Origin of the sequence: Stenotrophomonas maltophilia, from assembly GCF_039555535.1 — a bacterium.
Lineage (GTDB): Bacteria > Pseudomonadota > Gammaproteobacteria > Xanthomonadales > Xanthomonadaceae > Stenotrophomonas > Stenotrophomonas maltophilia_Q.
In genome coordinates, this window is sequence record NZ_CP154630.1 from 3,509,309 (window position 1) to 3,535,915 (window position 26,607).

A 26,607-nucleotide genomic window follows, 5' to 3' on the forward strand; every position below is an offset into this window, starting at 1 on the left:
CCCACACCGCATGAGTCCCCGGACGGTTTGGCAAATCGCGGCCTCCGGGCCTTGCCAAACCACGCCGACAACAACGGCTTCCCAAGAGCTGCCGCTCCGGGCCACCACGGTGAGCCTGTCGCCGTTCCGAACATTCGGGGCGAGCACCCGGGCGCCCCACTCGCCCGTCTTGAGTTGGATGGGGCTGGCGTGATGGTGGGCCATTAGAAGAACCCCCGACAACCAAGGGAAACAAAGCCTGACCGGCCAATAGCGCAAGCAATCATTAGAAAACCTTTGAAGAGGGAGCACTCCCTCGCTACCCGCTCAAACTAAGCCGCCCCCAAAAAATCGCAATACTTTCACCCTACGTTTTATCGACTAAATATCAAAACCGCCGTAAGGGCCGCAGATCGCTGGAAAACTTGAACCGCAGCACATTCCCAGCCAACCGCCGGGCCCGGCGGAAGCCGAGGCCCCTCCCGCCTCTTCTCCACGTCGCTTTTTGCTTTTGCTCTAGCCGCTTTTGCCGTTGCTTTTTCTCTTCAAGAGCTCAAAAGAACGCGGCCTGGGCCGCGCCTGAAAAAGCCCACTCCGGGGGAGAGGACGTGGGCCGGGGCTCCCGCCCCAGCCCCCGCTCTTCCTTCCCTTGGTTTCAACGCCCACAAAAAAAGCCCCGGTTTCCCGGGGCTCTGTCTGCAACACTGAAAAGCCGGTCAGGCTTTATACGGATGCGCCGGCCATTCCTGGTCCGGGTGCTTCTTTTTCCACGCCTTGCCTTCAGAGGTTTCCGCCCACGCAAGGAATGCCTTCGGTTGACGTCCAGTGCCAGCCCACGTGGTTCCATCCGGGATCTGGAACTTCGGGGCGCGACTGATGCCGGCGCTTGCGGAAGCCGACTTGCGTGGCTCAAGCAGCGCCTTCAGATCGTTCTTCTGCTTCGTGGTGTAATGCTGCCCGAACTGCTGCAAGGTCTCGTAGACTCCTGCAAAGCTGGCCCCGGCTTCGGCCGCAAGCGCATCGCCTTCGGCCTTTTCCATTTCGGCCAGCAAAGCCTCGGCCTCGGCCTTTTTCTTTCGGATTTGTTCAAGCGTCAGTGCCATGGCTTTCCCTTGGGGTTGGTCAAACCTTGATCCTGCCGTTTCGTAGAACCACTGTAAACCCTCAACGACTCAAACCCGGCTTGCACCGTTTTCGGACCCCAGATGGAGCGGCGTCATCCCTGCATGGTTGAGGCTCTCTCGCCAAGTGCTGCCCCGCCATGAGGGGGACCACCAAACTCAGGTGAGGGGCAGGCCCCATCGGGGCAACGTCGCTGAGGAACAACCCGCGAACACCGGCGATGCTTGCCCCTCTCAATCGCTGCGGCTTTCTTTCACCGGATTCACGCGTCTCAGAGCCCGCGTGGCGCCGTTTATACTGCACATCTACTTAAGCCCTAAGGGGGCGACATGGAACGGTCGAGAAAAGATGAGCTGAACGAGTGGAAGTGGCCCACTCGCCCAACCAACGAAGAAGAGTTCGACGCCATGATGACGTCTCTCGACAGTCGCTTTTCGGCGATGGGCATCGAACCCCGCCATCGAGGAATGAGAGCCTCCCAGCAAATATCCTGGACCTTGAAGCTGGATGGCACTCCAATCCTCGGCGGACCACCGGACAGGGGTCCCCCCTTCGGTCCGCGCGACCTACTTGCCAAGGTCCATGACTGGTATTCGGATCACTACGGCGACGCGATGAAGATCGACTTCTCACCGGGAAGCTTCCTGGTTGTCGTCAACGGCAACCTCTGGAAGGTTCGTCTTCCGATGATCATGGGCGAAGGGACGCTCGTGATTGATCGCGACCTATCCATAGCCCAGAAGGGCGGTGTTGGCAGGGGTCCGGCAATCCACAACGTGTTGTGCTCGGTGGAGGGACTGACACAACCGATGGCCAACAAGTTATCGGACCCGGAGCTTGCGTTTTTCTTCCACGCATTTGTGCATGGTTGGCAAGCAATCATGACTCTGGATTCACTCGGCGGGCATGCACTGTTCTCTGAAGCAAAAGCAGATTTCAGGCACAGCGTCGATGCCATCGCCAGCCGACGCGAGTATGGAAAAGCGCGCTGGGAGGCGGCTCAATGCGCTGAGAAGTTGCTGAAAGGCCTTCTTGCCCGCGAGGGACACTCGTATCCAAAGGATGCCGGAAAGGGGCATGACCACGTCCACCTTGGCAAGCTGCTGGAGGAAAAGCTCAGCATTCGTATCAGCGAAGAGATTCTAACGGCATTGAAGACGTCACCGGCCGTTCGATACGGGGAAGAGGCCAGCACATTAGAGCAAGCGATGGCGTCCCATAGCGCTCTGCTGGCATTGCTAAGGACGCTTGGGCCACACCACTTCGTCGAGACCAGCGATAGCGATTCAACCAATGGAATCGGCTAGCACCGTCTGCTCTACGCTTGCAGGCTGCGTCTCAGTCCGCCGGGATAACGGCAGACACGGCATGAAGGACGTAGCGAGATAGCGCCCCAAGCGCTTGAACGGCCCGTCTTGGAGCGTGGACTACTGCATTCGGCCAGCAAAGGAATGGCATGGACAACGGCAACGACAAACAACGGATCGCCGAATGGCGCGCAAAGCGACGCCGGCAGCGCATCGAGCAGGAACTGGAGCGAAATCGCACGCGGCAGTTCGGCGGGCATTTCTTTCTCGAGGACGATGAAGGGGAAGGCATCGATCCTGCTGACGCCGCTGCGGACGCAGAGGAGCTGGCCTTAGCCCAGCAAAAGTTGGTGCGCGCACAGGCCCCGCCTCGCCTGACGAGCAGCGAGCTCAGGCTGGCGTTGTGGTCATGGGATTTGGACGCGCTGCGCCAGTTGTGGAGTGAGCGGGAGCAAAAGCTGACCTACCTGGAGGACGCCGCTCGGTTGCTTGCACACATTCGTCACCGATCCGGGATTGACCCCGTCCTTCGTGCCCCGGCGCAGATGATGAAGAACGACGCGGTCGAAGCACTCAGGGGGACGCTGGAAGAGTCCGGCCGCCTGATTCCGAGCTCTGCACCCGCCTCACTCGCTCCGCCAGACGTCGAGGTGGATGGCAAGCGCGTCGAGCAGGTGCTGCGAGTCATCCGGGATGGGCAGGCCGAGTTCAGGAAGCGATTGATCGAGCATTACGGGGCCGTGTGCATGGTCACAGGCACGGCGCACGCGGCCGTGATCGATGCTGCGCACATCACGCCCTACAACGGCACGTCCACCAATGCGCTCAGCAACGGGCTGCTGCTTCGGAAGGACATCCACGCCCTGTTCGATGCTGGTTTGCTTGTGGTGTCTCCGAGCCTGGTCATCTCCGTCTCCAGCACCCTTTCTGATGCCTGCTACCGCGATCTGCATGGGCGGCCGCTGAGACTTCTAGCCCCGTCCAAGATCTCTACGAACGCTCTGCGGTCCCGGATGCTTGGCAAGGCAGCGGACGAGATCAGCCTTTCAGGCGTTACCCTCGGGAACAAAAATGAATCTCGCATCTGATCCGCTGGAAGCCGTTCGCTGGGCGAATCATGAGGGGGCAACTTACCAAGGAGTGCTCACTCCTCACCCTCCCACGGATCATCCTCAAGCTCCGACCAACGACCATCCCCTCCCGCCTCAAGGCGCTTGCGTTCAGCTGCACGCTCTGCTTCTTCCTGCTTCAGCCAAGCACGGGCGGCCTCGCCGCCCTCAATCAGTGCCATCAAACGGCGGTTTTGCCGTTCGTATTCACCCTGCTTAAGCAATCCGGCGGCATAGTCCTGCTCGAGTGATTCAAGCTCTGAACCGAACTCCAATGCACTTCTTACTTGATCCGCCTCTTCAGCCTCTCGCCGCGTCGTGTGCTTGAGTAGAGAGAGCATCGGATCTCCTAAATCTTCACCAGGGGCACAAGCTGCCACCTGATCCAAATCGACACCAGCAATTCGGTTAATTTGACCAAGTTCAATGAGCTTTTCCTCAAGCAACAGAACTGATCGGTGGTGGTTCCGTGATATCTCCAGCAATCCCTTGCCGCCAGAGTATGCCCTGGCAACGATCACCTCCTCCGCCTCTGTCCACGGACTATCATCTCGAGTGCCCATCCCCGTCACCTGCTTTACCCCGGTCGATCTTCGGGATTCTAATCGATAGGGCTGCACTAGAAGCCAAGCGCTGCCCCACCTCTTTCCTGCGGGGTCAAAACCTCCGAAGCTGGACAGGTCATCAGGGTGATTCCACCACACCTTATAGACCGACCGCGGGGGTGTCGGCAGGATCCGGCACTCACTAAGCGCCTGTCGGCCACCGTGCACCATTGGGCAGCGCATTCCCTACAGAGCCAGTATGCTGCACGCATGGCCCTCTACAAAATCGCAGATCATCTCGAAAAGGCGAAGGCCTTCCTCACCCAAGGCGAGGAGTCCTCGCTGATTTATGCCGCACTTGAGCTTCGATTCTGCCTGGAATCCGTGGCTTATCAAAATCTGGCCGCCTACGGCGACGACATTTCAGCCGAGTTGGCTAGAGAGTGGCGACCCGATCAAATCATCAAAATGCTGGCCGCGTTCGATCCAAACTCTGATCAAACGGCCAGCTTCTCTATCTCGGTGACGCCGCTGCCCGAAGACCTCGATTTCGCCTCAAGTGACTTAAGAGCTGCCTTCAACGACAGCGATTTCCTGCCGATAGGCGAGGCCAAACGCATTCCTTGGAGCAAGTTTCGTAGCTACTACAACTCGTTGGGCAGCTTTCTCCATTTGCGCAAGGATCTGACGAACGCACGGCCGAAGATCGAAAGGCTACGCGCTCTCATCGCGGAGCTGGAAGAGGTTGCGAGCTCGACGCTGATCGCTGCCGGCAAGCATCTCGCGACGGGCAAATGCGTCGACTGCGGCCATGTGCTGATTCTCGGTCCGGCTGAGCAAGCGGGCGACAAGCCCGTTTTCTGCCCGAACACCAAGTGCAACTCAAGCTATTTGGCCATCAGGGGGGACCCGGAGCGGCGGGTGCAGAAGGTCGAAGCCCTGGGGCTGCGCTGCGAATGCGAGGCCATCGTTCCTATCTTGCCAGAGAGGCTTCTCAAGCCTGCGGTTTGCCCAGCTTGTGGGTCGACCGTTTGCGCAGTCATTGCTGCAAAGGCAAGGGTGCTAGGGGTGCCGCCCACTCGCGAGGGAGACCTGAGCGGCTAGTTGCACCTTAACTTCGCCACTTCGTCCACGCCCGGCAGTGGCGACGGCAACACGGCTTTGCACACGCCCGACACCTCGACGGCCATCCCCGGCTCAGGGTGTTCTAGGTAAAGGGCTCCGTCGTAGCCGACCATGGCTTGTTCGTTCGGCGTGGACGCGACGGTGCCCGGCGCGATGCTGGCCCCTGTCAGGGTGAAGGCCCGGGCGTTCTGGGTCAGCACCGGGAAGGTCACCCGCACGCCGCCTTGGCGGGGGGCCACGGATTGCTTTTCGGTCTCCCCAATCTCCACACCCACGGGCAGGTCTTTATCTTTGAGACTGAAGGTGGTGTGCAGCAGGGAGGGCACGTTGGTGACCAGCACGCGCCCCTGCCGGTTGGTGATGCCCACCGGCGCCCCGTTGACCCGCACCGGCAAGCCCGCCTGGCCCGGCACATCCACCACGGCGAAGCTGGCGTAGGCGGGTCGCCCGAAGGCCACGCCGCGGTGGTCCAGGAACACGGAGCCGGAGAAGTTGGCCGCCACGGAGGTTTGCCCGTCGTAGCGGTCCACCATGATCCGGGCGTCGCCGTAACGGGTCATGGCATCCGCCGTGGCCCGGGTGCTGCGCAGGTCGCCGTCGGTGTGCTCAGCAGCCAAGCGAAGACCGCCCTCGGTGCGGTAGGTGGCCCGGGTGGTCAGGGAGTCTTGGCCCGGTGCCTGGCGGGCGCGCACGCCCACGCTGGCCTTGCTGCCGAAGCGATACGTGTAACTGGCGGATACTTGAAGATCGTCGCCTTGGAGATCTCGGAGCACGTTGGCGGAGACCTGGCCCGCGGTGCCCAGGTTCGCGCTCACGCCCAGGGAAGCGAAGGCCAGGCTGGAGCGCCCCGTGTCGATGGCGCTGTAAGTGCCGCGCACGGTGAAGCGGCGATCCGGGCGGTAGGAAATGCTGGCTTGGGTGCGCGACGCGATGGACAGCGCCGTCTCGCTCTGCAGTCGCCAGAACCCGTCGTTTTCCTCGTGTTCCAATCGCACGCCAAACGTGGGCCCTTTGTAGCCGTAGGCAACAGCCCAGCGCGTCCCGCCGTCGCTTGAGCGACCCACCTCGCCGTCGAGCACGCCCCAGGTGCCTGGGGCCCAGGTGGAACCCACGGTGACGTTGCCCTTGCCGTTCTCGTCCACCTGGCCACCGGCTCGGATGGTCCAGCGATCGTTGACGCCCCTGGCCCAGGAAGCGCTGACGCCGGCCGTGCCGTAGCGGCTTTCGTCTTCGCGGACCTGGCCAGCGGCGATTTCCCACGCGGAGAGGCCCCGACGCAGCAGGGTCGGGGCGACGTAGAGCCGTGCAGTGGAAACGGCGGTTTCCCGGCCGTAGGCGTCGCGCACGACCACGGCCGTTTGGCTGGCTCCTAGGGCCACGTTTCGACTGTCCACGGTGAAGGGCCCGGCCTTGACGTCCTGGCGCGTGATTTCGGCTTGGTTGGACAGGACCTTGACCTGCCCCGGATCCAACGCGATGCCCCCCAAGGTCGGGACGGGCCACGTCGGCGTGAGCGGATCCAGGGCTGCCGGGTCCTTCGTGAGGCGAATCCCCCCCAGCGCCACGGGGCCGATGCGGGGGGTGGCGTAGACATCGCCGGCTTGCCAGGTCCGTTGGCGCTGAAGGTCGTCTTTCTGCCAGGCCGTCATGCCGCGGCGCATGCCGAACCCGTTGGGGGATTGGTTGAGCTGCCCGGTGGTGGAGACCACGCCCCAACGCCCTCCGGTGCGCGCGTCCAGCGCCAACGACGTGGCTTGTCGGCCGCCTGCAATCTGGGTGGCGATGTTGTAGTTGACCAGCACGCCCCCGATGGCCGGCGAGACCTGGGAAACCGGGGTGCCTCGTCGGGTGAGCTGCTGGGCTGGCTTGCGGTCGGCGGGGATGGTGAGCCGGACCGTGGCGTTCTCGGGGTTGTAAGCCACCGAGACGCCCAAGGCTTGGTCAGTCAGGTCCTGCCCCTCTTCGCCCGGGCGAAGGGTCACGCCGAGCTGCTGCCACGTCGTGGCTTCCGCGACCCAAGCCCCGTTCTGCTGCCAGAGCAACACGGGGTCTTTGGCGGGCTGGCCGTTGGCCAGGATAGCCGCTGCAAGCACGGGTTCCACCCCGTCTGGGATGGCCGCGTGCGCGGTGCCGATGGACAGGGCCAGCGCGAGGCCCAGGACGCTTCCCCGCCGCATGCGTTGCCCTTAGTCTGCGGGGACGGTAGCGGGGGACCCGTTGGCCGTGATTGAGAGCGTGGACGCTTTCAAGCCGGGCTTGAGCTCAACCAGCTTGCTCTGACCAGGGAGCACCCACCCCAGCGCCCCTTCGCGCCACGCCGGCATGCCTTGAGGACCGACGGCGGTCACGCGTGCGGCGGTGGGCCCGAAGTTGGTCAGCAGGAGACCTTTGGCGGTGAAGCGCGCCCTGAGCACGGGAGGACCGGCCTTGGCGTCTTCAAACCCCACCGGCAGGTTCTGGTGGATCAACAACTGCACCTGGCCCGCCGTGGACGGCTGGGGCAACTGGCGCAGCAGCACGCGGTAGTAGCCGGGCGTGCCGACGCCTTGGGTGCGGACCAACCGCACGGCCCGGCGGGACCCAGGCGGGATTTCGACAATCGACGGTGCCGCGAGCACCGCGGTGGCGGGGCTGGTCACGTCCTGCCCGCTGGCGTCTTGGGACCAGTCCAGCACCGTCACTTGGAAGCGCTCGGGGGTTTTCCCATGGTTTTCCAAGGTCAACGCGCCCGATTTTTCCCCAGCCGGCGCCACGATGCTCGTGGGAAACAACGACACATTTCCCGCCCACGCAGGCACGGCGAACAATGAGCACAACGAAACGGCCAACAAACGCTTCAACATCACTCCTCCAAACCGATCACCTCCTTTGATCCAACCAAAACATTCAAAGTTGTCAACCCACCCCCAAAAGAAAACCCCCGGGGATTTCCGGGGGCTTTAAGGGAAACGGTTGAGGATCAATAAGTCAGGGTTACGGCGATGGTGTCGGAAAAGGTTCCGCCGGGCACCTTGTTCAGATCATAGAAGGTATAACCGATGCCGATCATCTGCTGCTCACCGGTTCCCACGCCCTCCCAAGCATCGGCCCCACTGCCCCATATCTGGCTGGCACCAGGATCCTTAAAGAGGCCGTAAGCGACGAAGTTTCCAGCACCATCCGACACGGCACGGTGATTGGGACGAGCAATCGCGGCGCCGTAGTTCAATCCATCGCCGGGCACGATGCTAAAGGCCGTGCCCTGGTTACAACGCACCAGCAACGCGCCGTTGGAATAACCCTGCGTGCCAACCGCCAAGCCGTTGTATTCACCACCGCCCAGCTGGGTCACGAGCAGGCTGCACTCGTTGTTCACGGTCGCAGAAATCATCAGGTCTTCGGTGACGTCAGCGGCGGACGCCGAAGTGGCAGAAAACGCGGCCATCAAGGCCAGAGAAAAAGAAAGGGTCTTGCGCATGAAAAATCCTCCTCGGATATTGGGGAAAGGGAAAAGGGCCCGGCTTGGGCTTGCTTCACCAATACTCGATAAATCCATTTCCGCAAGAGGATCGGGCAGCAAGATTTGAAGGTGCCAACCCAAGCGCTTGCACCGAAGACACGAGTAAGCTAAAAAGCAATCGCCGGTCGCTGAAGCGTCGGTGTTGTGCCCGCATAGCCAATAGGCGCCGGGTGCCCGAGGTCCACCCAATGGGGGCGCGGGAATCTTTTTTCGATTCCGGAGCCACCCATGACCGCCAAACGCCGCAAATCGCTTCGTATCTCCGCCTTCCACGCCCAGCACGGCCGCTGCTTCTACTGCGGTCTGCCGATGTGGCTCGCTGCTCCTTCAGAGCTCGGGCTGAAGCCTGGCAAGGCGCGCCCCTTCCAATGCACCGCCGAGCACTTGGTCGCCCAGCAGGACGGGGGCCGAGATGTATCCGGGAACGTGGTGGCCGCGCATGCTCGATGCAACCAGTGCAGGCACAAGCGAAGCGGGCCAGCTCCTTCCCCCGATGCTTTCCGGGCGCTCGTGATGACGCGCGTCAACGCGGGGAAGTGGTGGCCCCAAAACCAGAAGTTCTGGCAACATCAGTCGACCCAGTAGGGGCGATGCCTTGCCCCACTGCAAGGAGGCTTTGATGTTGATTCGGGGGGCAGAACCCGTCAGTTGCTTTGGGCTAGCCGGCTGCGATGAGAACGCGGGCACCTATGCCCTGGGATGGTGCCTGGAGCAGTCCGCAGCGCTTCGTGCGGAGCTCTTCGGTGCCATGGGGCTTGATCCGTTGGCACAGGTGGCGCTTTCCAGCCAAGACTTCGGCATGAAGGATCGCGGGTTCACTGATTTGGAGGTTCTTTCAGGCACGGCCTTTCATCTGGTGTTTGAAGCCAAGCGACACTGGCAGGTGGCCACGCATGCGCAGCTTGCCCGCTATGTCCATCGCTTGGCCGACTCGAATGTGCAGCACAAGCGGCTCATCTCGGTCAGTGCGGCTCGGAAGGATTGGGCCGTTCGGCACCTTCCCGCGGACGTCAAGGGCATCCCCGTCGATCACCTCTCCTGGTCTGAAATCCGTGCCATGGCGAAGCGGGCTCATGCTGCGACCAGAAACCAAATCGAACGCTTGTGGCTGGACCAGCTCGCCTTGCACCTATCGGAATACGGAATGACCTCCAACGCGTTTGACTCGCTCGCCTATGTGGTTTCGCTAAGCCGAGACTTGATGCCCAGCTCTCAAGAGCTGACCTGGATCGATGTCGTCACCAAGCAGGGCAAGTATTTCCATCCCATCGGTGGCAATGGCTGGCCCACTGTCCCGCCGGCCTACATCGGCTTCCGCTACCTATCGCAGTTCCGAAGTGTCCACTTCATCGAGCGCGTAGACACGGTTGACCGGCTTCAGGACGTAGACCCGCATTGGCCGGAGACCCATTCTCCGCACTTCGTTTACACCCTTGGTCCCGCGATGCGTCCAGCGACGGTGTTGCCACTGGGGAACATCTACTACACCGCCCGGCACCGGGTCGCGTTGGATCTGCTTCTTAGCGGCAAAGCAGCCACATATGAGGAGGCGGTTGCGCTCACCAAGGACCGCCAAGCCCAGCGAGGCGAGGCCTGACACCAGGCAAAAAAATAGGCCGGGGATGAGCCAGCAGAAGGATTCCGAGGAACAAGGGACGGGCAGAAGTATGCCCAGCCTCATTCGCAGTGGTAGAGACCCTTGGCCGAAATCCCGTCTGCCTCGATGTCAGGCGTGCGTGGGAAGCTTGACCAGTCCCATCCAGTCCGACTGCGCCGTGGAAGCGCTCGCCATCAGGGGCCCGTGCCCTGGGATGACCTTGAGCTGGTCCACGCCGGCCTGGTCTTGGGGGAAGAACGGGCCATCGTGCCCACGTCCAGCTCGCTGACGTATTTCAGCAGCGATGGGCCGCCTTCCTCGGGATACTCCTCGTCCTCGTTGTCGAGAAACCCAGGCACCCAAATGGCGGTCACCACGATCGACTCCGAGCACTTCCAACAGGTGGGTTCGCCCTGCAGCAGGGCGTAGCTGGTGGCCGTGATATTGAGATCGGTTATGGGGACTCGTCCACGTATGCACCGCGATCCCAGGAGCGGTAGCGCCAGGGCAACACTTCCTCCAAGAAGGTGACACGGGGGCTGGGGAGGTTCTTCAGCCCGCCGATGGCGGATTGAATGCCCTTGGCATTGGACTCTGGGACAAAGAGCCAGGGCCTGGCACTCCAATCCAGCGGCACACCGCTGTCCCGAGCCAAGGCTGCCCTGACCCCAGGCCAATGCTCGTCCCACGCCCGCAAACGGGCCAGCAGCGACGGCGCGCGTGCGGCGTAGGTGATTTCGCAGAGATAGGCCGCCTGCTCCTTGAAGCTGACCGCCACGGCATCGCAATACCAGTGCGGGCCGCTGGTGTCCGGGTTCGCGCCTTCGTTGAGTTGGATGCAGCACTGGCTGTTGACGAACAGCGCCCGGTCGGCGCGCAGGTAATCCAGCACCACGCCTTCAAAATGGTCCATGGTTAGCCCTGCCCCATCGCGGCTCGTAGCTCTTCCAGGCGCTCGGCGATCTTGGCGCCGGAAAGCTTGCCGCCCCCAGCGCCGCGGACATCCTTGACCATGGCCAGCGAAACGACCGAGGCGCGCAGGAGGTCGTTCTTGTTGCGATCCAGAGCCTGCCAGTCGTCTGGCAACGCAGTGAGCGCAGCCGTGGCCTCTTTGCCGGAGAGGTATTGGACGCAGTTCAACGGCGACCAGGCCAGGCCGATCTCATTGACCAGCAAGCTGCGCAACTCGCGCTCGCCGCTCTTGCCTTCGGCCAGGTTCAGCACCGCGTGCGCGGCGACGATGGCCTTCTGCTGGGGGGACAACTTCGCGCTGGGCCAGTTTGTGGTGCGGGCCATCAGGCTGCTTTCCGATGCTCGTAATAGGGGTGCTGCTTGTCGTCCATCAACTCGAACAGCTCTTCTTTCGAGCGCCCCTCTGGTGTCAACCAGGCCTGCACGTGCTCGGGCTTGAGGTTGATGATGGTCCGATCATGGCCAGCTTCTGCCACCTCTGGTTCGGGCTCGTCCGTCACGGCGGCGAAGCTCCAAAGGTCCGGCAGTTCGCCCTTGGGGTCGGTCCAGTGGGAGACCAGGCACGCGATGAGCAAGTTCTCCCCCGTGCGCGGGGTGAACTGGAGATCTTGGCTTCCGCCCTGCCCATCGTCCACGTTCTCGTAGAACGTGCGGGCCACCATCAAGCCGTGCGTGTGCCCGAACTGGCCGCGCCAGAACCGGGTCAAGTTGTCCCTGCGGGCGTTGTAGGTGCCCGACACCTGCCCCGTCTTCGTTTTGTCGATGCTGGGGTCCATGCCCGCCGGGCGACAGTGGTAGCGCATCGGCCGCACGATGGGCCGGCCGTCCTCGATGGTCAGCACCGGGCAATACCAGTCCGGGAATATGCGGTTGTCCCGCTCGGGTTCCAGCGTGGTGCGCTTGCCGTCGGCGATCCAGCGTTTCAGCTGCTTGATCTTGCGCCCGGCGATGCCGACCTCTTTTTCTGCGGTCTTCGTCGCCTTGGTGGCCATCTTCCGCTCGGCGTCGGCCAGGCGCTTGGCCTGCTTGAACAGCTCTTGCTCGCTGCTGCTCACCAGATCGGTGTTGTAGGCCTGGAAGAGGTCGTGGAGCTGCTGCTCTTCCGGCGATTTCGGCTTGTCGAAGGAGCGATCCATGCCCTTGGGGATCTTCAACTTGAGATCGCCTTGGCGCTGGAGGTAGAGCTTTACGAATGCCTTGATATCGATGTCAGCGCCAAAGCGCTCCACGAACAAGTGGTAGTCGGCCCACACTTCCGCGCTGTAGCACATGCTTGCCTCCGCTTGGTCAGGTCACGTCTTCGTCGTCCGCCTCTTGGGGCAAGCCTACTCCTGCCAGCATTTCGCGGATGCGCTGGGCCACGTGAGAGGCATGGGGGCCGGCTTCGTCTTCAAGAACGTCGGCTTCGCCAGCGAAGGCCATGATGAACTCCCCCCGGCTCGGGGTATTGCTCTTTCATGGCGGGGAGCGAGGCTTGGAGCGCGTGCAGGCGGTTGTCGAGCGTGGTCAGGTCAAGCATGGGCTGGGGCCGGTAGCAGGGTGACCGTGCACCCTACCCCGGGTCCGTGTCAGGGCGTGAGACGGCAGGGGCTTGAAAACGATTTTCCCCTCGCTTGCCCCTCATTCCTCCAGGAACGCCAACGCCCTCTAGTAAACGCTGGCCTCGACGTGGTTGAGGACGTGGTGAAGGCGTTGACGGGACCGAAAGGCCTTGTCGGACCGCGCCGCCCCACGGTCGGCAGCCACTTGCTCTTTTGTATACGTCCAGGTTTGAAGCACGCCCACCGGCAAACGCTTGAACAGCACGTCGGTGGTGGTGTGCTTCACCGCGGCTTCCGATTCCAGTTGTTTGAACAGCCGCTCCCGGCGCTCCCGGGCGTCTTGTTCCCACCGGGCAAACGCTGCCCTGCCCTCGGGGGTGTTCGGTTCCAACGCCTCGGTCAGCGGCGCATTCAACAACGCGGCCAAATCCATCAATCGTGCTCCACCACCACGGTCCAAGCAAAGCTGGACTGCGGCAACCCGGTCTTCGGGTCGGTGCCCATGACCACCTGCGGCAAGGTCGTGACGACCTTCCAACCCTTCTCATAGAGCTGCGGAACAGTCATGGAGCCTGCCTTGCACTGGAACACCGTGCTGTTGGACAGCGGCTCGGGCTTGTTGACCTGGGTGGCGGAAGAACACACCTCGCCCTGCTTGGCGAGGGCGGAGGTAGTGGAGAGGGCCAGCAATGCAGCGGCCAGGCAAATCTTTTTCATGCTCATGTCCTTTCCTTGGTTAGAACGGGTTTTCTACATCGTCTACGGCCGAAATCAGCAGCATGTTGAGTGCCGATGGCTCCTTGCCTTCTCGTCTTCCGAAACAGCTGTCGTTGGCAAGCGTGGTGGCTCCAGTGAGGATCACCTTCTTGCCATTGGTTTGCTTCCAGGAGCGGGTCAGCATCCCGCTGCGGACCTGCTCGGATGCACCGGCGGAAGTGGGGCAACTCTCGACCCGGCGCTCGTCCGACTCTTTAGGCGGACCAAACTTCTCGGAAATCTGGGCGACCACAGTCGTCATGAGCAAGCTGTCGTTGCGCCACCGCAGCGTGATCAACGCCAGCTTGCCTCCCTCGAACGTCAGGGAGGATTCCATCGGCTCGCTGCGCCACGGGGTCAGGACCGTTGCGCTGAACTTTTCCGTCCCCGCAGGCGTGCTTGAATAGGCATCCTCTGGTGCGTCGAGCATCGGCGAAGCCAGATGCACCCCTTTGCTTGGGAGCGCGAGGACCTGGGCCTTGGTCAGCCCGATTTGAAGGGCGCCGATTCCGGTTGGGCCCTGGGCCCAGGCCAATGCTGGTGCCCACAAGGCGGCCGTGATGCTGACGGCCGCGGCGGCGTTGCTCCAACGCAAGCCGATCTTTCTGAAACGCATTCAACCTTCCCCTGTAGGTTGCCTTCGTGGCGACCCTTGGACCTTAGCAGCGCCGCGTCTCGATGTGGATCCCCCAGTGCTCAGATACGATGCCGGCATGCCCGTTCGACCAGACTATGCCTACGAACTCCTCAAGGCCGTCAGCAAGCTGGAGTTCCAGCTTCGACGGCACGGAGACTTCTTCCGGAAAGATCGGGATAAGAACCCAACTCCCGACGTGGCCTGGCGCGTGGTGGAAGCGCGCGTTCGCCAGCAGGGCGATGCCTTTGCCGAGGATGTCCCTGGCTGGGCACGCCAGCGCCTTCTAAGCCAGCGCGACGTGCGGCCCATGAAGCAGAGGATCGTGGACGACGGCGGCCGCCTGGTGGCCCGCTTCATGCCCTGCCCACTGGATGCGGAATCGAACGCCGTTGCGTTGGTGGAAGCCATGCGCCAGGTTCGCAACAACCTCTTCCATGGCGGCAAGGAAGATTCCGAAGAGGATCTCTATGCCGAGGACGACGACTGGGAGTATGCGGCAACCCAAGTCGCGCTCGCCCTTCAACGGGCCCTGGCTACAGGCTTGCTCAACGCCCGCGCGTGAAACCGCTTTGCAGTGCTCCCTCCGCCGTTCCACGGCTGGAGGGAGCTCGCAACGACGGGCCCCGGAGCCCGTTCAGGGAAATACTAATAGCGGGGCTTCGAGCGCGGTCGTAGCCTGATCCCCCGGTGGCTGTCTCACCGGGTGATCCAGACTCCCCGGAGACTCGCGCCATGTTCGATCCCGCCCCTCCTACGCTTCTCGGTGCCGCTGACCTGCACGCCGAGCCGATGCCGCTCCCTCACCTGGGCTTCCGCGTGACGTGCGGCTTCCCCAGTCCTGCAGAGGACTACATGGGCGAAGTGCTGGACATCAACCAGCGCGTGATCAGCAACCCGGTGGTGACCTTCTTTGCGACGGCGGAGGGTGATTCGATGGAAGGTCTCGGCATCGAGGCCGGCGACACGCTCGTCATCGACAAGTCGCTGGAACCCAAGCACCTGGACATCGTGATGGTGAACTGGGATGGCGGCTTCATGGTCAAGCAGCTGCGCCGCCGCGGCGGGCGCCTGGAGCTTCATTCCGGCGACCCGGCTACCAATCCGCCGATCCTGGTGGGCGATGACCAGGAGCTGGACGTTTGGGGCGTGGTGACCTGGAGCTTCCGTAAGCAGTTGAGGCGTTAGAAGACATCCGGGGGCGCATCAGCACTCTCCTCATAAAGGTTCGCAAGCTGTGCCATGAGTCTCTTGTTCTGAAGTTCATCTCGGAGAGGTTGCAGCTTGCCGAGAACGTATTTCCACTCCTGCTCACCCATCATTGAATCGCCCAGTTTCGCAAGCGCCCATTCTAAGCTTCCGGGCTTCAGATTGACCCACGGTGACGACTTCTTAGATTTGACGATAAAGGGTTGCAACTCGCCCTTCACCGTTGCGACTGAATCAATGTTCGCCCGACTCTCATCCATCACTCCTCACCTCCATATGCTCGGCCTTGTTGACGGAAACAACTTCTACGCCTCTTGCGAACGGGTTTTCAATCCGTCGCTGCGCGGGCGCCCGGTCGTCGTGTTGTCCAACAACGACGGCTGCGCCATCGCGCGGTCGCAGGAAGCCAAGGACCTGGGCGTGGGCATGGGCCAGCCCATCCACGAAGTCCCGCCAGAGGTGCGCCGGCAGCTGAAAGTGTTGTCGGCCAACTTCGGGCTATACGGCGACTTGAGCGGGCGCGTGGTGTCGATCCTGCGGGACCTGTTCCCCCAAGTGGAGGTCTACTCCATCGACGAGAGTTTCGTGTCCTTCGATGGCATCCCGGAAGCCGAGCACGAGCGCGTCGCTGCTGAGGCACGGGCACGGATTCTGAAGTGGACGGGCATTCCCTGCTGCGTCGGCATCGGCCCAACGAAAACGTTGGCCAAGTTGGGCAACAAGGCCGCCAAGAAGACACCGCACGGGGTCATGATCGCCCTGCCCGGTTCCTCATTGCTGGAGCGGTTCGAGGTCGAGGATGTGTGGGGCGTGGGCCATCGCACCCGCGCCAAGCTCGACGTGGAAGGCATCCTCACGGCCGCTGATCTGGCGCGTGCTGATCCAGAAACGGTGCGGGCGCGCTACGGCGTGACCCTGGCCCGCACCCAGCGCGAGCTTCAGGGCATCGCGTGCTCGGGGTTGGAAGAGGTCGAGCCGGACCGGCAGCAGATCGTTGTGTCACGGTCGTTCGGGAAAGAGGTCGTGGCGCTGGAAGACCTGCAGCAAGCGGTGGCCACCTTCGCGCAGCGGGCCTGCGAAAAGCTGCGCGCTCGCACGCTCCAGGCCGGCGGGGTCTGGGTGTTTCTCCATACCAACCCGTTCAAACCGGGCGCCCCGCAATACCACCCCAGCAAAGCATTCAACTTCGTGGCGCCCACCGTGGACACACGCGAGGTGCTAATGGTCGTTCAAGGGCTGACCAAAGCGATGTGGCGCCAGGGCCACCGCTACAAGAAAGCCGGCATCGGCTTGCTGGACCTGACGGCGGGCGATGTCCACCAGGGTGATTTGTTCGCCCAGGTGGATCCGCGTTCGAAGGCCCTCATGGAGGTGATGGATCGGGCCAATGCCAAGTTTGGCCGCGGGTCGATGGCGTTTGCCTCGTCGGCCAAGCGGGTGCGCGGTGGAGAGCAGCGCAAGCAGGTCTGGGCCATGAACCAGGCGGCGTTGTCACCGGCCTACACGACTCGGTGGGATCAACTTGTCAGGGTGAGATAGCGCACGTTAGTGCGCCAGCCAATCCACAAGCTCTCGCACACCTGCAGCATCTGCACAAACCGCATCTACCCCGTCGTTCTCAAGCATCACTTGGAATGTCAGCCAGGCATGCTCCTTCTTTTCGGTCAGCCCGACATGAGGCTCGATTGCTCCTCGGCTCCATAGCCAAATCGATTTATCCCGAAGCTTTTGAACAAGTGCCTGGATGTGAGGTGCCGCTTCCGCACGCTCGGCCAGCAGCTCAAAAGCTTTCGAAGCTGAGCCTTGGGGACCCTTCTGAGGTAGGCCGCCGCTATCCAGCGCGATCAGACCGTCATCCGCCATTGCTCTCAATGTCACCTTGCAGGCAGCGAGGTCAACATCGTCTGCGTCAAGGAAACCATGCTTGGATGCCTGCCGAAATGCATAGTCCAGGTCCACAATCGCGCACGCGGGGAGTCCAAGAGCCTCCAGGATTTCCATAGATTTCTGAGTGTCTGAGACCCCGCTCATTGCAATGATTGCGAGCGAAGACTGCGCCATCGTCTTTCCAGAGACCGCGTTGAAGAGGCTGGGTAGCAACCGCAACTCAGTCTTTCCCTCAGTCAGGATCACCCTGTCAGCGAACAGCATCTGGGAAGAGTTCGTCAGACTGAAGATCTGATGGAGCTGATGCGTAGGCTCGGCAACCAGTTGCACGACAACCGATTCAAGCCTCGGCCGTGCCTGTGTTCCTTGAGGATGCTTCTTGGTCATCAACAAAGCATTTTTCGCATCTCGCGCGAGAATCATTTGAGCAGAATGGGTTGAAAAAACAACCTGATAGCCTGCTACTGAAAGGGCCCGCAATGCTTCGCGAACCTGCTCAACAGCAAAGGGATGCATGAACAGCTCGGGCTCATCAATCAGCAGAAGCGTCACGCCACCCGCCACGGCGACACCTCGCTTGAGGTCAGCAAGATGACGCACCATTGCCATTTGGATGGCGCGCTGCGCGCCATGTCCATAGGAACCGAACGCCCTACCTTTTCCGTCTCCCTCATAGACTTTGACGGTTCCAGCTTTGATGAGATCGTTCAACACGGGGACAGGGAAATCCAGTTTTATGCTCACTCCAGGGAAGAGGTCTGAAATCTTCTGATTGATGGAGGCATCAATCCGCCCCAGCTCCTCAAATCGCTCAGCCCCCTCTGCGGACAGCATTCCTACGATTGCTGAAAGATGCGGCGATAGATCGGCCTCATGTTGCTCCTGGATAGCGGCGAGCATGTTGGCTAGCAGCTTGCCTATCGTCGTGGTTGTCTTTGCCTTACTGGCGTCTTCTTCGGCATTCTCCATTGCCCCGATGCGTATCGGCTCAGGGAACAACGCTGAAATGGCTTGATCAATGCCGGTTGGGTTTGGATCCCATTCGTTGCTGTCTGGATTGAGAACGGTGAGCGACACCTCTCCGCCTGGCACTTGTTGCTCTCTCCGAACAATCAATACTCCATCGCGCACGTGCGGCTCAATCCTCCTCCTATGCTTGGGATCCAGCGTCGCAAGATCCTCTTCAGCGATGCCGTAGAGGCGCCCCACCACTTCAATGGGAAGAAGAGGGTCATGGAAATCCTCCTCCCCCAACTTTGCCTTTCTGACCAGCCATTGCAACGCGGTCAGGCAGTTGCTTTTACCGCAGTTGTTCAACCCAACCAGCGGCGTGAACTCAGTCAACTGCAACTGCGTAGAGACGCACGACCGAAAGTTGCGAATATCCAACTCTGAAATATAGACAGCCATTCCCTTGCCCCCCTGTTATGAAGTCACTACCCGATGGCTGCCCTCAGTTGCTCGGTCACGCTATTGCCCTTCTCGTCCTTCAGCTGGGCCATGAGGTAGATCCCCCTGCCCTTGCTCTTGGTGGCCCAGAGCTCCCCGATCATGCGCTTCTCCTTCTCGGAGTCGGCCGTGTAGCGGTCGCCGCCCTTGTATTCAACGACCAACAGACGCCCATCCTTTAGCCGAGCGACAAAGTCCGGGTAGGTCCGCTGCTTGGACGTCGGCATCCAGAACTGGCTCTTGTCCACCAAGTTGCGGACCCAGAACTCCACCTCGTCCAGCTGATCGATGGCCTGGGCGCAGAGGAACTCCTCGCCCACTTTGCCCCCGGCGGTCTTCCATTGAAGATCGCCCACGAAGGGGTAGTAGTGCTTGCGGAAGCGATACGTGCCGCCTTGGTAGTAAGAATGCGCTGGATACTGGGTCATGTCCGCCGGATAGGTGAACATGGCATCGGGCTCGTCGCTGACCACGATCTCTGCGTCGGCACCAAACAGGGCCTGCTGGAAGCCATCCTTGAGTGCTTCTGCCTTGGCGATCTGGAGCTGTTCGCCGAGCTTCCGTCGGAGCACGAACTGGCCATTGAGCAGTTGCGATAGCGAGAAGCCCCGATCTTCGGACAGCCCGCTGATGGACCGGCGCAACCACTCCCGCAGCACGGGCTGCTTGACCGCAGGATCGCGGATCTTCTGGTCCAGCCAGCCGACCAAGTCCGCTTGAGTGCGGTCCTTGGCGAAGCCAGGCAAGTAGGTATTTACGTCGTCGTCGATCGGCGTGTAGCTGACCTTCTCGTCCACCAAATCGACTTCAAAGGTTTTGCTGTCCGCGTTGAACTTGAGGCTGGTCAGGTCCGGGGGATAGGCCAGCAAGTCCCAGGTGAAGCCCGGCGGCGTGGCGCCGCTCTCCACGAACTCCAGCTCGTCCTGCTCCATGACCCCGAGCCGGGGCACGCTGAACACCGCGCCGTTCTGGCTAGGGGCTTTGACGGCCTTGGCGGCGATCTGGTGCCGCTGGATTGTAGCCGCCGCTTCCTCGCGCTCCTTGGTTGGCACAGCCTTGGTGATCGCTTCCACGGTGGACTCGTCCACCTCGCCCGTGATCTCCACCGAGCCGCCCTTGCCTTCCTCGTTCGGAGTGAATACAACGCTGGCCTGGTCCCGAGCAGCGATGCCGGTAAGATCAGGCTGTTTGCTCACAGCAATGGTGGCCCTGGGCGTCACGGGCACCGGATTGACCTTGCCGCCTTGCAAGTCCAAGCCGGGCCCAGGTGTGGGATCCGGCAGCACCGCCCCCACGGCCTCCAGAGGGTTGAACCCGATGTCGATGAGCGACTTGGTGAGCTCTGCGGCAGCCAGATTGAACGCCGCAGTGGTGACGTGCGCGTAGGCCCTGTTCATGGCCTCCTGCTTGCGGCGGGTGGCATACGGCATGCGCAGCACGCGCCCCAGCAGCTGCTGGATGTCCTTGTCGCTCTTGACCTGGGCCACCGAGCAGAAGACGTAGGCAAAGGAGCAATCCCACCCTTCCTTGAGCGCTTGCTTGGTGATGATGACCTCGATGGGGCAGTCCTTGGCGAACAGGTCCACCCCGTCGATCTCCCGCTGATCGCCCGTGGCGATGGCAATCGCCTTCTCGGGCACCTTCTCGTTGTCGATGAGGTGCTTCTTGACCTCCTCGACCGTGGCGGTGCCTTTGGCGTTCTCGGCTTGGATGAGCAGGATCGGCCGGATGTAGTCCGGCTCGCCCAGCGCGGTCTTGCCCAGTTCGTTGCGGCGGGCCACGGCGCTACCCACGGCGACTTCCCACTGCCCGACGTGCTCCTTGAGCACGACTGGGAACTTGATCATGTCCGCGCCCTTGAGCTCAAAGGCACTGACGCTGACCAGCACGTTGCTCTTACTGGCTTCCGGCGTGGCCGTGAGCTCCACCACGACCTTGGCACCCAGGCGCTCGTAAACCTGGTAGGACAAGGGCGTGTTGGCATTGTGGGCTTCGTCGGTGATGACCAACGGACCGTGAAGTTTCAGCAGATTGGCAAAGGACGCGATGGCCTTTCCCGCCTTGTTCTGCTCCAAGTAGGGCAAATCGGACACGCTGCCGGCGAAATGGGGCTCTAGGTCCTCGTGGTGCTCATAGACCTTGCGCCCCTCCTGGTTCTCCACGCGCAGGGCCGCCATGGTCGAAATGACCACGCACACCTTGGTTCCCAGATCAGCGGGGCGGAGGTGAGTGAAGTCCTCCACATCGAACACGGCGACCTTGCCCCCAAATGCCTCGTCCAGCTCCTGACGGTAAGGATGGCGGGGGTTCTTGAAGGCCTCCAGCGTCTGGGTCTTGATCTGGGTGGTGGGGACCATCCACATGACCAGCGGGAACTCGCGCTCGAGGTAGGCGTCGCCCGCCGCCTGGATGATGTGCGCGCCCATGACCGTTTTACCGCCGCCCGTCGGAATGCGTAGGCACACGTAGGGCGAGGCCTCCAGATGAGGCATGGGTTTGTATTGGGTGACCAGACCGGCATCCACGTTCTTCTCAAACGCGGATGCGGGGCCGGTCAGCCGGGCGTCGTCGAGGAACTGGGCCAGGCTGGACAAGGCCCGTTGCTGATACACCTTGAGGGAAAGAGCCATGCTTAGCGTGCCTTGATGTCGTAGGGGGTCTGTTTGAAGGTGATCTGGAGCTCCTCCAACCGCTCCTTCGGCAAGTCGCAAGACTCCCCGTAGATCACCTTGGGCCCGTCAAAGGGCTGCAGGCCTTTCAACACCCGCTTGGTCAGCACGTTGCCGCCGGTCTTGCTCTCATCGCCCAAAATGCCGTTGAACAGAAGGTAATAGCCAATCCCATGGTGCTCGCCTAGGAACGGCTGCTTGGGAGCACGGGTGGAGCGTGCCGTCCCGGTTTCGGCGAACCAGACATGCGCGGCCAAGTGTTCGAACTTGATGCCCTCGCGGATGTGGCCCGCATCATCGAACACGGGCACACCGAGCTTGTAGAAGCGGAAACCACCGCCGCCTTTCCAATCCACCGCCTCGGAAATCCCTCCTGCTTCACCGTCCACTACTTGCTTCAACCGTGGCTGGCAATGCGTGCGGGCATGCTCGCCCATTTCAACACCAATCCACCGCCGCCCCATCTTCTGCGCAACTGCTGCAGTAGTCCCAGAACCAAGGTAGCTATCAAGAACCAGATCTCCAGGTTTAGTGGCTATCTCCAGAACACGCTTGAGCAACTTCTCGGGCTTGGGCGTTGCGAATACACCTTCCCCAAAAAGCAAAACACTCTCTTTCTTTGCATCCTGGGTGTGACCCACTTCCTCCCATGACCAGAAGGTTTGAGGAACACGTCCCTGTTTGACTTCCGACAGGAACCGCTTCAGAGCAGGCACATTGTTACCGTCCTTCCCCCACCAGATGCGGTTGTCCTTATCCAAGTCATCCATCTTGGCCTTCGAGATAGCCCAGTAGCGACCTTTGGGAGGCCCCGAAATCTCGCGACCGCCTGGTGTTGTCAATCCGTATTGCCCGAGACTATAGGGGTTACGAGCAGTCAAGTTGTCAGGTCGCCAAGCGCCTCTCGGATCGTTGTCCGGATTCTTGTAGATTTTGTCTTGGCTATCACTTCGCTCGACTAAGTTTGGAACCCACTTAGTTGCTTGCTTCCCGTAGACCAACATGTGGTCATGATCAACAGAAAAATGCCTTGCAGAGCTTTTTGGGGCGTAGTTCTTCCGCCAGATCAGGTTGGCGATGAAGTTCTTTCGTCCGAAAACTTCATCCGCAATCACCTTAAGGTAATGGGCTTCATTGTCATCCAGGGTGATCCAAAGGGATCCATCCTCTGAGAGCAGTTCACGAAGCAGCTCGAGCCGCGGATACATCATCGACAGCCACTGAGAGTGCTCGATGTTATCGTCGTATTGTTCGAAGGCGCTCTTGGTGTTGTAGGGCGGATCGATAAAGATGCACCTCACCTGCCCTGCGTAGTAAGGCAGCAGGGCCTTCAAAGCATCCAAATTGTCGCCTTCGATCAGCATGTTCGGAGAGTCGACCTCCCCATAGGACAAGCTGGCCACCGGCTCCAAGAGCCGGTAGGGCGTCAGGGCGGAGCGGGTCAGGTCCTCATCACGGTCGGACCAGTTGAGCAGTGGCATCGAATACATCCCCTCGAACAGGCTCCAAGTATCGTTCACCGGGTGCGTTTCGGCCAATACTGGGGAATCAAGCCACTTGCAAGCCATTGATAAAAATGACGTTTTGGAGATAAGCGAAAGAACAGGTAGAGGCTCTACCGTTGCCGCGCTCCCTTGCGCCACTCCCATGGCGTCGTGAACTCGCCGGCCCAAACGCCGGCACGCCCGGCTTGCGCCACTTCCTCTGCAGCCACGTAGTCCGTCGAATACTGGCGGTAGGCCAGTGCCCAGCCATTTAGCACCAACCAAGCCTGGACGTCTTCCGTGCCGGCAAAACAACGCGCCAACGTGCGCTGATAGCGGTCCGTGCCAGTGGGGTTACACGAAACAGTGCGGGAACCCAGCCAATCGCTCAACGCGAAGGCAGCCTTTTGGCCACATGGCCACTCCTCGCCTGCCGGACCACACTTCTGCTTGGATTCCGGGGCATCCACTCCGGCCAATCGTATACGCACACCGTGGATCTCGATTGTGTCTCCATCGATGACAGAGCTTCGCCCTACAATCAGACTGGGCGCTTGGCCGCCGGGCTTAGGCGAACGAACTTCTTCATGCACTTGAGCAATCTGGTCATTGCCCTTCCACCAGACTGACGCCTTCTTCAAGCCGGTGAGGGCAGCAGCCAGAAGAACCGCAGTGCCGATAACCTGAATGAATCGCTTTCCATTGGAGTGGATCGTGACCTTCTGGCTCATCATTCAACGGGAAAATAAAACAAAGAAGATGATTGCGATGACCACCATGCCAACCAACATCAGCTTGTTGCTTCCCTTGGTGACCGTAACCTTTGTCTCTCCGCTGGCGGTTCTGTGGGTGCTCGTGAGGGTGAAGTCCTCCTTCCCCTTCCCCAACTCCCGTGCCGTGTCAATGTCCCTTGCAATGCCCACGTTTGCAGCTGCATGACGACGGCGCATGTCTTCATCGCTGCTCTCACGCTCAATGAGCGTCTCAAGAGCCTTTCCTGCGTATTTCTGCCGCTGCTCGGGCGTCATCTGGCTGACCAGCTCACGTGTCAAGCTGGAGCCTCCTCCCGTCCCGTCAAGTTGAATACCGTTGTCGCGCTTAGACAGTTCATTACTCATAGATCACCCCAGCCATCTCTTTAGTTTTGCCCATGCCGAGACCTTCGGCTTGACGATTTGAACTCGGATCGTCCCCTGCGGGAGCTCAATAGTGTGCTCAACCGATGTGTGGTGATCCCCCAACTGTCCCAGCAGCTCCTCGATTCGTTGAAACTCGCTCTTCAGGTAGGAAAGCCGACCAATCGACTCGTCCTTGATCGCTGCAGACAGCATCTTCTCCGCCGCTTCCGTGTCGCCATCCGCCAGCCAAGACAAACGCTGTTTCATATCCTCGGAAAGGTTCGCCGTCTCTCCATGCTTGACCACCTCCTCAATCACAGGAAGGAGAGCATCGATCCATTGCTCTGGGGAAGTCCCCACATACCGGCTCATTTTCCTAAAACTTGCCTGCCGCAACTTCTTGACCAGCTCAAACCTAACGTCGTATGGCAGTAAGGGCGGCAACAGGTTCAAAAGCCGCTCTGCCACCTCGCCACTCATTCGAACACTGCCGCTCTTCCATTTGGGATACGTCTTGCGAGCATAGTTCCCAGCAGACGCGCCGAACTCCTCCGCGTAGAACTCAAACAGATCATCAAGTTCATCGCGGTCCAGCGACAAGAAGAGGCGCTCCACATCTCGGTCGATACCACCGAAGGTCGAGCTCAGCTTTTGCCGCTTCGAAACAACGTAGCCCGCATAACTCCGTCGCCGATACTTGGATCTATATCGTCCCACGCGTCCTCCCTCCCCTGCTTCGCTGCAAGCACGCCTTGCCGCCATTTCCGATGCTACCTGACATTGGCGAAAACAGTCTCCCGCCCCAAGGCAACTTACCATTCAACGGGCATGCGCTGCCCCGTCGGCTTTGTTGCCCTGAGGATTGCCCCCCTAGGTTTGCTGAGCGCTCCTCTCGTCATTGCATGCTGATGTTCCCCGGACCGGCGGACGCGGCCAGGCGACCGCAAATACGTCAGAACTAAGACCCGGTAGCGCCCCCAGAGACATCTTCCGGCCTAAAGTGCCTCAAGTAACTGATTATAAAAACATTTACGACGAATCGATGGCTCGGACACGGGGATCGCTCGTCCGCTTACTTTGCGTCGAAGCCGGTCACGCGGCAGAAGCGGTAGACCGCCGAACTGCTCACCCCAAGCTCCCGCGCCAACTGAGCCCTGCTGACCGTCATCAAGCGGCCCCGAACCTGTTCCAGGCTCAGCCCCCGCAAGGTGCGGTGCTCCGGCCCTTTCAGGACACGCCCCAATCGAAGCGCTTGGCGGTCCAGGCCGATGGTGGCCGGCGACACGCCCAAGCGCTGGGCCACCTCGGCCGAGGTTAGCCCGGCTTGGACCAGCCGCTCCACCTGCTGGCGGCGCTCGATGAGCTCGCGGGTTTGGCGAGCCCGGAACGCCTGCCGCCCAGAACCGGCCAGGCCATGCCGCCGGACAAAGCGGTTCACGGCTTGGTGGGTAACGCCCAGGCGTTGGGCCAAGGCGCGCTGAGTCACCCCTTCGTCCAGCGAAGATTGAACCTGGGCCGGGGATCGTCCGCCGAGGAAGCCTTTGCGTGGGATCATGATGGAGTGGCCTGACGACGTCGCCCATCGCGCGGCGCTTTGAGACCTGCTCTTTTCATGTAAACAGATATAGACGACGCGCTGACCCCAAGATGCAGAGCCACAGCGTTGGCCGTCTGGAATCGGGCGAGCAGGATCTCGACCTCTGCTCGACTCAAGCCCGAGAGGGTCATTTTCTCCGCCGGTTTACGCATGCCCGGAAGCTTCAGCGGTTTGCGGTCGATCGATGGTGTAGTGGCCTGGCGGCATCGCCCGTCCCGTGGCGCTTTGAGGCCGGCTCTCTTCATGTAAGAGGACACATGCGCCCCACTGGTTCCGAGATGCAAAGCCACTGCCTTGATGGTCTGGAATCGAGCAAGAAGGGCCTCTATCTCTGCTCGACTCAAGCCCAAGAGGGTCATTTTCTCTGCCGGCAGACGCACACGCGGCAGCTTCAGCGCTTGGCGGTCGGCCGTTATGCATGCGTATGGCACAGCCAACTGTTGCGCCATTTCAGACACCGATAGGCCGGCCTCGCTCAACCGGCGCACCTCTTTGCGCCGAGCCAGAACAACCGCCTTCTTTCCGTTTTGCGGCATGTCCAGTTCGTATTTCTTGCAAAACAGGCTAACCGCTTGCTGCGTGACGCCGATCCGAGCCGCCACACGGGTGCGGGTGCCCAGTTCGTGGAGCAGGCTCAGCACCTCCTCGACCGAGTGCCCTGCAATGCTCCTCGGTTGTCGTTGGCAGACCGGCAACCGCAGTCCAAGGGCTTTGGCATCGCTCTGCAAGGTGTAGACAGCCATCCCTAGGAACCTTGCGATGTTCTGTCGTTCCATGCCGGCTTGAATGCAGGCGCGGACCGCATAGCGGCGTTGGCTCACATAAGCCCGGTAGCGCTCCGAGGGCATGGCATCCGCAGGATCCACACGCTGGGCGCGCTCGATTTGCTCCGGTTCGCCGTGTGCGTTGCGGTGCGCGGCCAGGGCGTCGTCCACGTCCTTGCTGAAAGGCGTGTTGCGTTGGGCTGCGTCGTAGAGGGCCTGGATGTCCGCGGGCATGGGCAGGAGT

29 protein-coding genes are annotated in these 26,607 nt (G+C 61.1%); 8 read left to right on the forward strand and 21 right to left on the reverse strand.

The window, feature by feature from the left end; all coding sequences use genetic code 11:
• Positions 1-695: 695 nt before the first annotated feature.
• Positions 696-1,082, reverse strand: coding sequence for an H-NS family nucleoid-associated regulatory protein (locus AASM09_RS16300; RefSeq protein ID WP_235650258.1), 387 nt, complete (start codon positions 1,080-1,082; stop codon positions 696-698).
• Between the two features lie 348 nt (positions 1,083-1,430).
• On the opposite strand from AASM09_RS16300, the gene AASM09_RS16305 reads away from it, so the two are divergent.
• A complete protein-coding gene (locus AASM09_RS16305; protein ID WP_343368512.1) occupies positions 1,431-2,408 on the forward strand; it encodes a HEPN domain-containing protein in 978 nt (325 codons plus the stop codon).
• A 149-nt stretch (positions 2,409-2,557) separates the two neighbouring features.
• On the forward strand, positions 2,558-3,496 hold the full coding sequence (locus AASM09_RS16310) for an HNH endonuclease (protein ID WP_343368513.1): 939 nt from the start codon (positions 2,558-2,560) through the stop codon (positions 3,494-3,496).
• A gap of 56 nt (positions 3,497-3,552) precedes the next feature.
• On the opposite strand, the gene AASM09_RS16315 is transcribed toward AASM09_RS16310, so the two are convergent.
• Positions 3,553-4,080 carry a hypothetical protein gene (locus tag AASM09_RS16315; protein WP_143579325.1) on the reverse strand — a complete coding sequence of 176 codons (528 nt, stop codon included), beginning with the start codon at positions 4,078-4,080 and terminating at the stop codon, positions 3,553-3,555.
• Positions 4,081-4,332: 252 nt separating this feature from the next.
• Between AASM09_RS16315 and AASM09_RS16320 the strand changes: the two genes are divergently transcribed.
• A complete protein-coding gene (locus AASM09_RS16320; RefSeq protein WP_343368514.1) occupies positions 4,333-5,166 on the forward strand; it encodes a hypothetical protein in 834 nt (277 codons plus the stop codon).
• Here the strand turns inward: AASM09_RS16320 and AASM09_RS16325 are convergent.
• The 3 genes from AASM09_RS16325 to AASM09_RS16335 form a co-directional block, all read right to left on the reverse strand.
• Positions 5,163-7,364 (reverse strand): fimbria/pilus outer membrane usher protein, encoded by a 2,202-nt coding sequence (locus AASM09_RS16325; protein ID WP_343368515.1) that lies wholly within the window; start codon positions 7,362-7,364, stop codon positions 5,163-5,165. The two genes, AASM09_RS16320 and AASM09_RS16325, sit on opposite strands and share 4 nt — an antisense overlap.
• 9 nt (positions 7,365-7,373) lie before the next feature.
• Positions 7,374-8,030, reverse strand: coding sequence for a fimbrial biogenesis chaperone (locus tag AASM09_RS16330; protein WP_343368516.1), 657 nt, complete (start codon positions 8,028-8,030; stop codon positions 7,374-7,376).
• 116 nt (positions 8,031-8,146) lie between these two features.
• Positions 8,147-8,644: a spore coat protein U domain-containing protein gene (locus AASM09_RS16335; RefSeq protein WP_176556904.1), complete on the reverse strand. Its 498-nt coding sequence runs from the start codon at positions 8,642-8,644 to the stop codon at positions 8,147-8,149.
• A 270-nt stretch (positions 8,645-8,914) separates the two neighbouring features.
• On the opposite strand from AASM09_RS16335, the gene AASM09_RS16340 reads away from it, so the two are divergent.
• Together AASM09_RS16340 and AASM09_RS16345 are read left to right on the forward strand one after the other, a co-directional pair.
• Complete coding sequence (locus AASM09_RS16340) at positions 8,915-9,271, forward strand: HNH endonuclease (protein WP_343368517.1); 357 nt, start codon at positions 8,915-8,917, stop codon at positions 9,269-9,271.
• 34 nt (positions 9,272-9,305) lie between these two features.
• Positions 9,306-10,283, forward strand: a complete 978-nt coding sequence (locus AASM09_RS16345) for a hypothetical protein (protein ID WP_343368518.1) — start codon at positions 9,306-9,308, stop codon at positions 10,281-10,283.
• Between the two features lie 454 nt (positions 10,284-10,737).
• On the opposite strand, the gene AASM09_RS16350 is transcribed toward AASM09_RS16345, so the two are convergent.
• The 7 genes from AASM09_RS16350 to AASM09_RS16380 all read right to left on the reverse strand — a co-directional run bounded on the left by AASM09_RS16350 (position 10,738) and on the right by AASM09_RS16380 (position 14,168).
• Positions 10,738-11,196: a hypothetical protein gene (locus AASM09_RS16350; protein ID WP_032960331.1), complete on the reverse strand. Its 459-nt coding sequence runs from the start codon at positions 11,194-11,196 to the stop codon at positions 10,738-10,740.
• Between the two features lie 2 nt (positions 11,197-11,198).
• Entirely contained in the window at positions 11,199-11,579 is a 381-nt protein-coding gene (locus AASM09_RS16355) for a hypothetical protein (protein WP_343368519.1), read from the reverse strand.
• Positions 11,579-12,526 carry an SOS response-associated peptidase family protein gene (locus AASM09_RS16360; protein ID WP_343368520.1) on the reverse strand — a complete coding sequence of 316 codons (948 nt, stop codon included), beginning with the start codon at positions 12,524-12,526 and terminating at the stop codon, positions 11,579-11,581. The genes AASM09_RS16355 and AASM09_RS16360 overlap by 1 nt, the downstream gene beginning before the upstream one ends.
• Before the next feature lie 16 nt (positions 12,527-12,542).
• Positions 12,543-12,677, reverse strand: a complete 135-nt coding sequence (locus tag AASM09_RS16365) for a hypothetical protein (protein ID WP_343368521.1) — start codon at positions 12,675-12,677, stop codon at positions 12,543-12,545.
• 225 nt (positions 12,678-12,902) lie between these two features.
• The gene (locus tag AASM09_RS16370) at positions 12,903-13,229 is read right to left on the reverse strand and encodes a hypothetical protein (RefSeq protein ID WP_343368522.1); all 327 of its coding nucleotides are present in this window, start codon (positions 13,227-13,229) and stop codon (positions 12,903-12,905) included.
• Entirely contained in the window at positions 13,229-13,519 is a 291-nt protein-coding gene (locus AASM09_RS16375; RefSeq protein WP_343368523.1) for a hypothetical protein, read from the reverse strand. The genes AASM09_RS16370 and AASM09_RS16375 overlap by 1 nt, the downstream gene beginning before the upstream one ends.
• Before the next feature lie 13 nt (positions 13,520-13,532).
• Entirely contained in the window at positions 13,533-14,168 is a 636-nt protein-coding gene (locus AASM09_RS16380; protein ID WP_343368524.1) for a hypothetical protein, read from the reverse strand.
• Positions 14,169-14,265: 97 nt separating this feature from the next.
• Here AASM09_RS16380 and AASM09_RS16385 point away from each other — a divergent pair, with 97 nt between their 5' ends.
• A complete protein-coding gene (locus tag AASM09_RS16385) occupies positions 14,266-14,751 on the forward strand; it encodes a hypothetical protein (RefSeq protein WP_343368525.1) in 486 nt (161 codons plus the stop codon).
• Between the two features lie 170 nt (positions 14,752-14,921).
• Positions 14,922-15,374 (forward strand): LexA family protein, encoded by a 453-nt coding sequence (locus AASM09_RS16390; protein ID WP_343368526.1) that lies wholly within the window; start codon positions 14,922-14,924, stop codon positions 15,372-15,374.
• Here AASM09_RS16390 and AASM09_RS16395 read toward each other — a convergent pair.
• Entirely contained in the window at positions 15,371-15,655 is a 285-nt protein-coding gene (locus AASM09_RS16395; RefSeq protein ID WP_343368527.1) for a hypothetical protein, read from the reverse strand. The genes AASM09_RS16390 and AASM09_RS16395 overlap by 4 nt on opposite strands.
• Positions 15,656-15,671: 16 nt before the next feature.
• Between AASM09_RS16395 and AASM09_RS16400 the strand changes: the two genes are divergently transcribed.
• Positions 15,672-16,934: a Y-family DNA polymerase gene (locus AASM09_RS16400; protein WP_343368528.1), complete on the forward strand. Its 1,263-nt coding sequence runs from the start codon at positions 15,672-15,674 to the stop codon at positions 16,932-16,934.
• Positions 16,935-16,940: 6 nt separating this feature from the next.
• On the opposite strand, the gene AASM09_RS16405 is transcribed toward AASM09_RS16400, so the two are convergent.
• The 8 genes from AASM09_RS16405 to AASM09_RS16440 all read right to left on the reverse strand — a co-directional run bounded on the left by AASM09_RS16405 (position 16,941) and on the right by AASM09_RS16440 (position 26,597).
• A complete protein-coding gene (locus tag AASM09_RS16405; protein ID WP_343368529.1) occupies positions 16,941-18,692 on the reverse strand; it encodes an ATP-dependent nuclease in 1,752 nt (583 codons plus the stop codon).
• Positions 18,693-18,718: 26 nt separating this feature from the next.
• On the reverse strand, positions 18,719-21,361 hold the full coding sequence (locus AASM09_RS16410) for a DEAD/DEAH box helicase (RefSeq protein ID WP_343368530.1): 2,643 nt from the start codon (positions 21,359-21,361) through the stop codon (positions 18,719-18,721).
• Positions 21,362-21,363: 2 nt separating this feature from the next.
• Positions 21,364-22,920: a site-specific DNA-methyltransferase gene (locus tag AASM09_RS16415; RefSeq protein WP_343368531.1), complete on the reverse strand. Its 1,557-nt coding sequence runs from the start codon at positions 22,918-22,920 to the stop codon at positions 21,364-21,366.
• Between the two features lie 95 nt (positions 22,921-23,015).
• Positions 23,016-23,615: a thermonuclease family protein gene (locus AASM09_RS16420; protein ID WP_343368532.1), complete on the reverse strand. Its 600-nt coding sequence runs from the start codon at positions 23,613-23,615 to the stop codon at positions 23,016-23,018.
• A gap of 3 nt (positions 23,616-23,618) precedes the next feature.
• Complete coding sequence (locus AASM09_RS16425) at positions 23,619-24,002, reverse strand: hypothetical protein (RefSeq protein ID WP_343368533.1); 384 nt, start codon at positions 24,000-24,002, stop codon at positions 23,619-23,621.
• 3 nt (positions 24,003-24,005) lie between these two features.
• Entirely contained in the window at positions 24,006-24,602 is a 597-nt protein-coding gene (locus AASM09_RS16430) for a hypothetical protein (RefSeq protein WP_343368534.1), read from the reverse strand.
• Positions 24,603-25,074: 472 nt separating this feature from the next.
• Positions 25,075-25,557, reverse strand: coding sequence for a hypothetical protein (locus AASM09_RS16435; RefSeq protein WP_343368535.1), 483 nt, complete (start codon positions 25,555-25,557; stop codon positions 25,075-25,077).
• A complete protein-coding gene (locus AASM09_RS16440) occupies positions 25,554-26,597 on the reverse strand; it encodes a hypothetical protein (protein ID WP_343368536.1) in 1,044 nt (347 codons plus the stop codon). Before AASM09_RS16440 ends, AASM09_RS16435 begins: the two co-directional genes overlap by 4 nt.
• Positions 26,598-26,607: the final 10 nt, after the last annotated feature.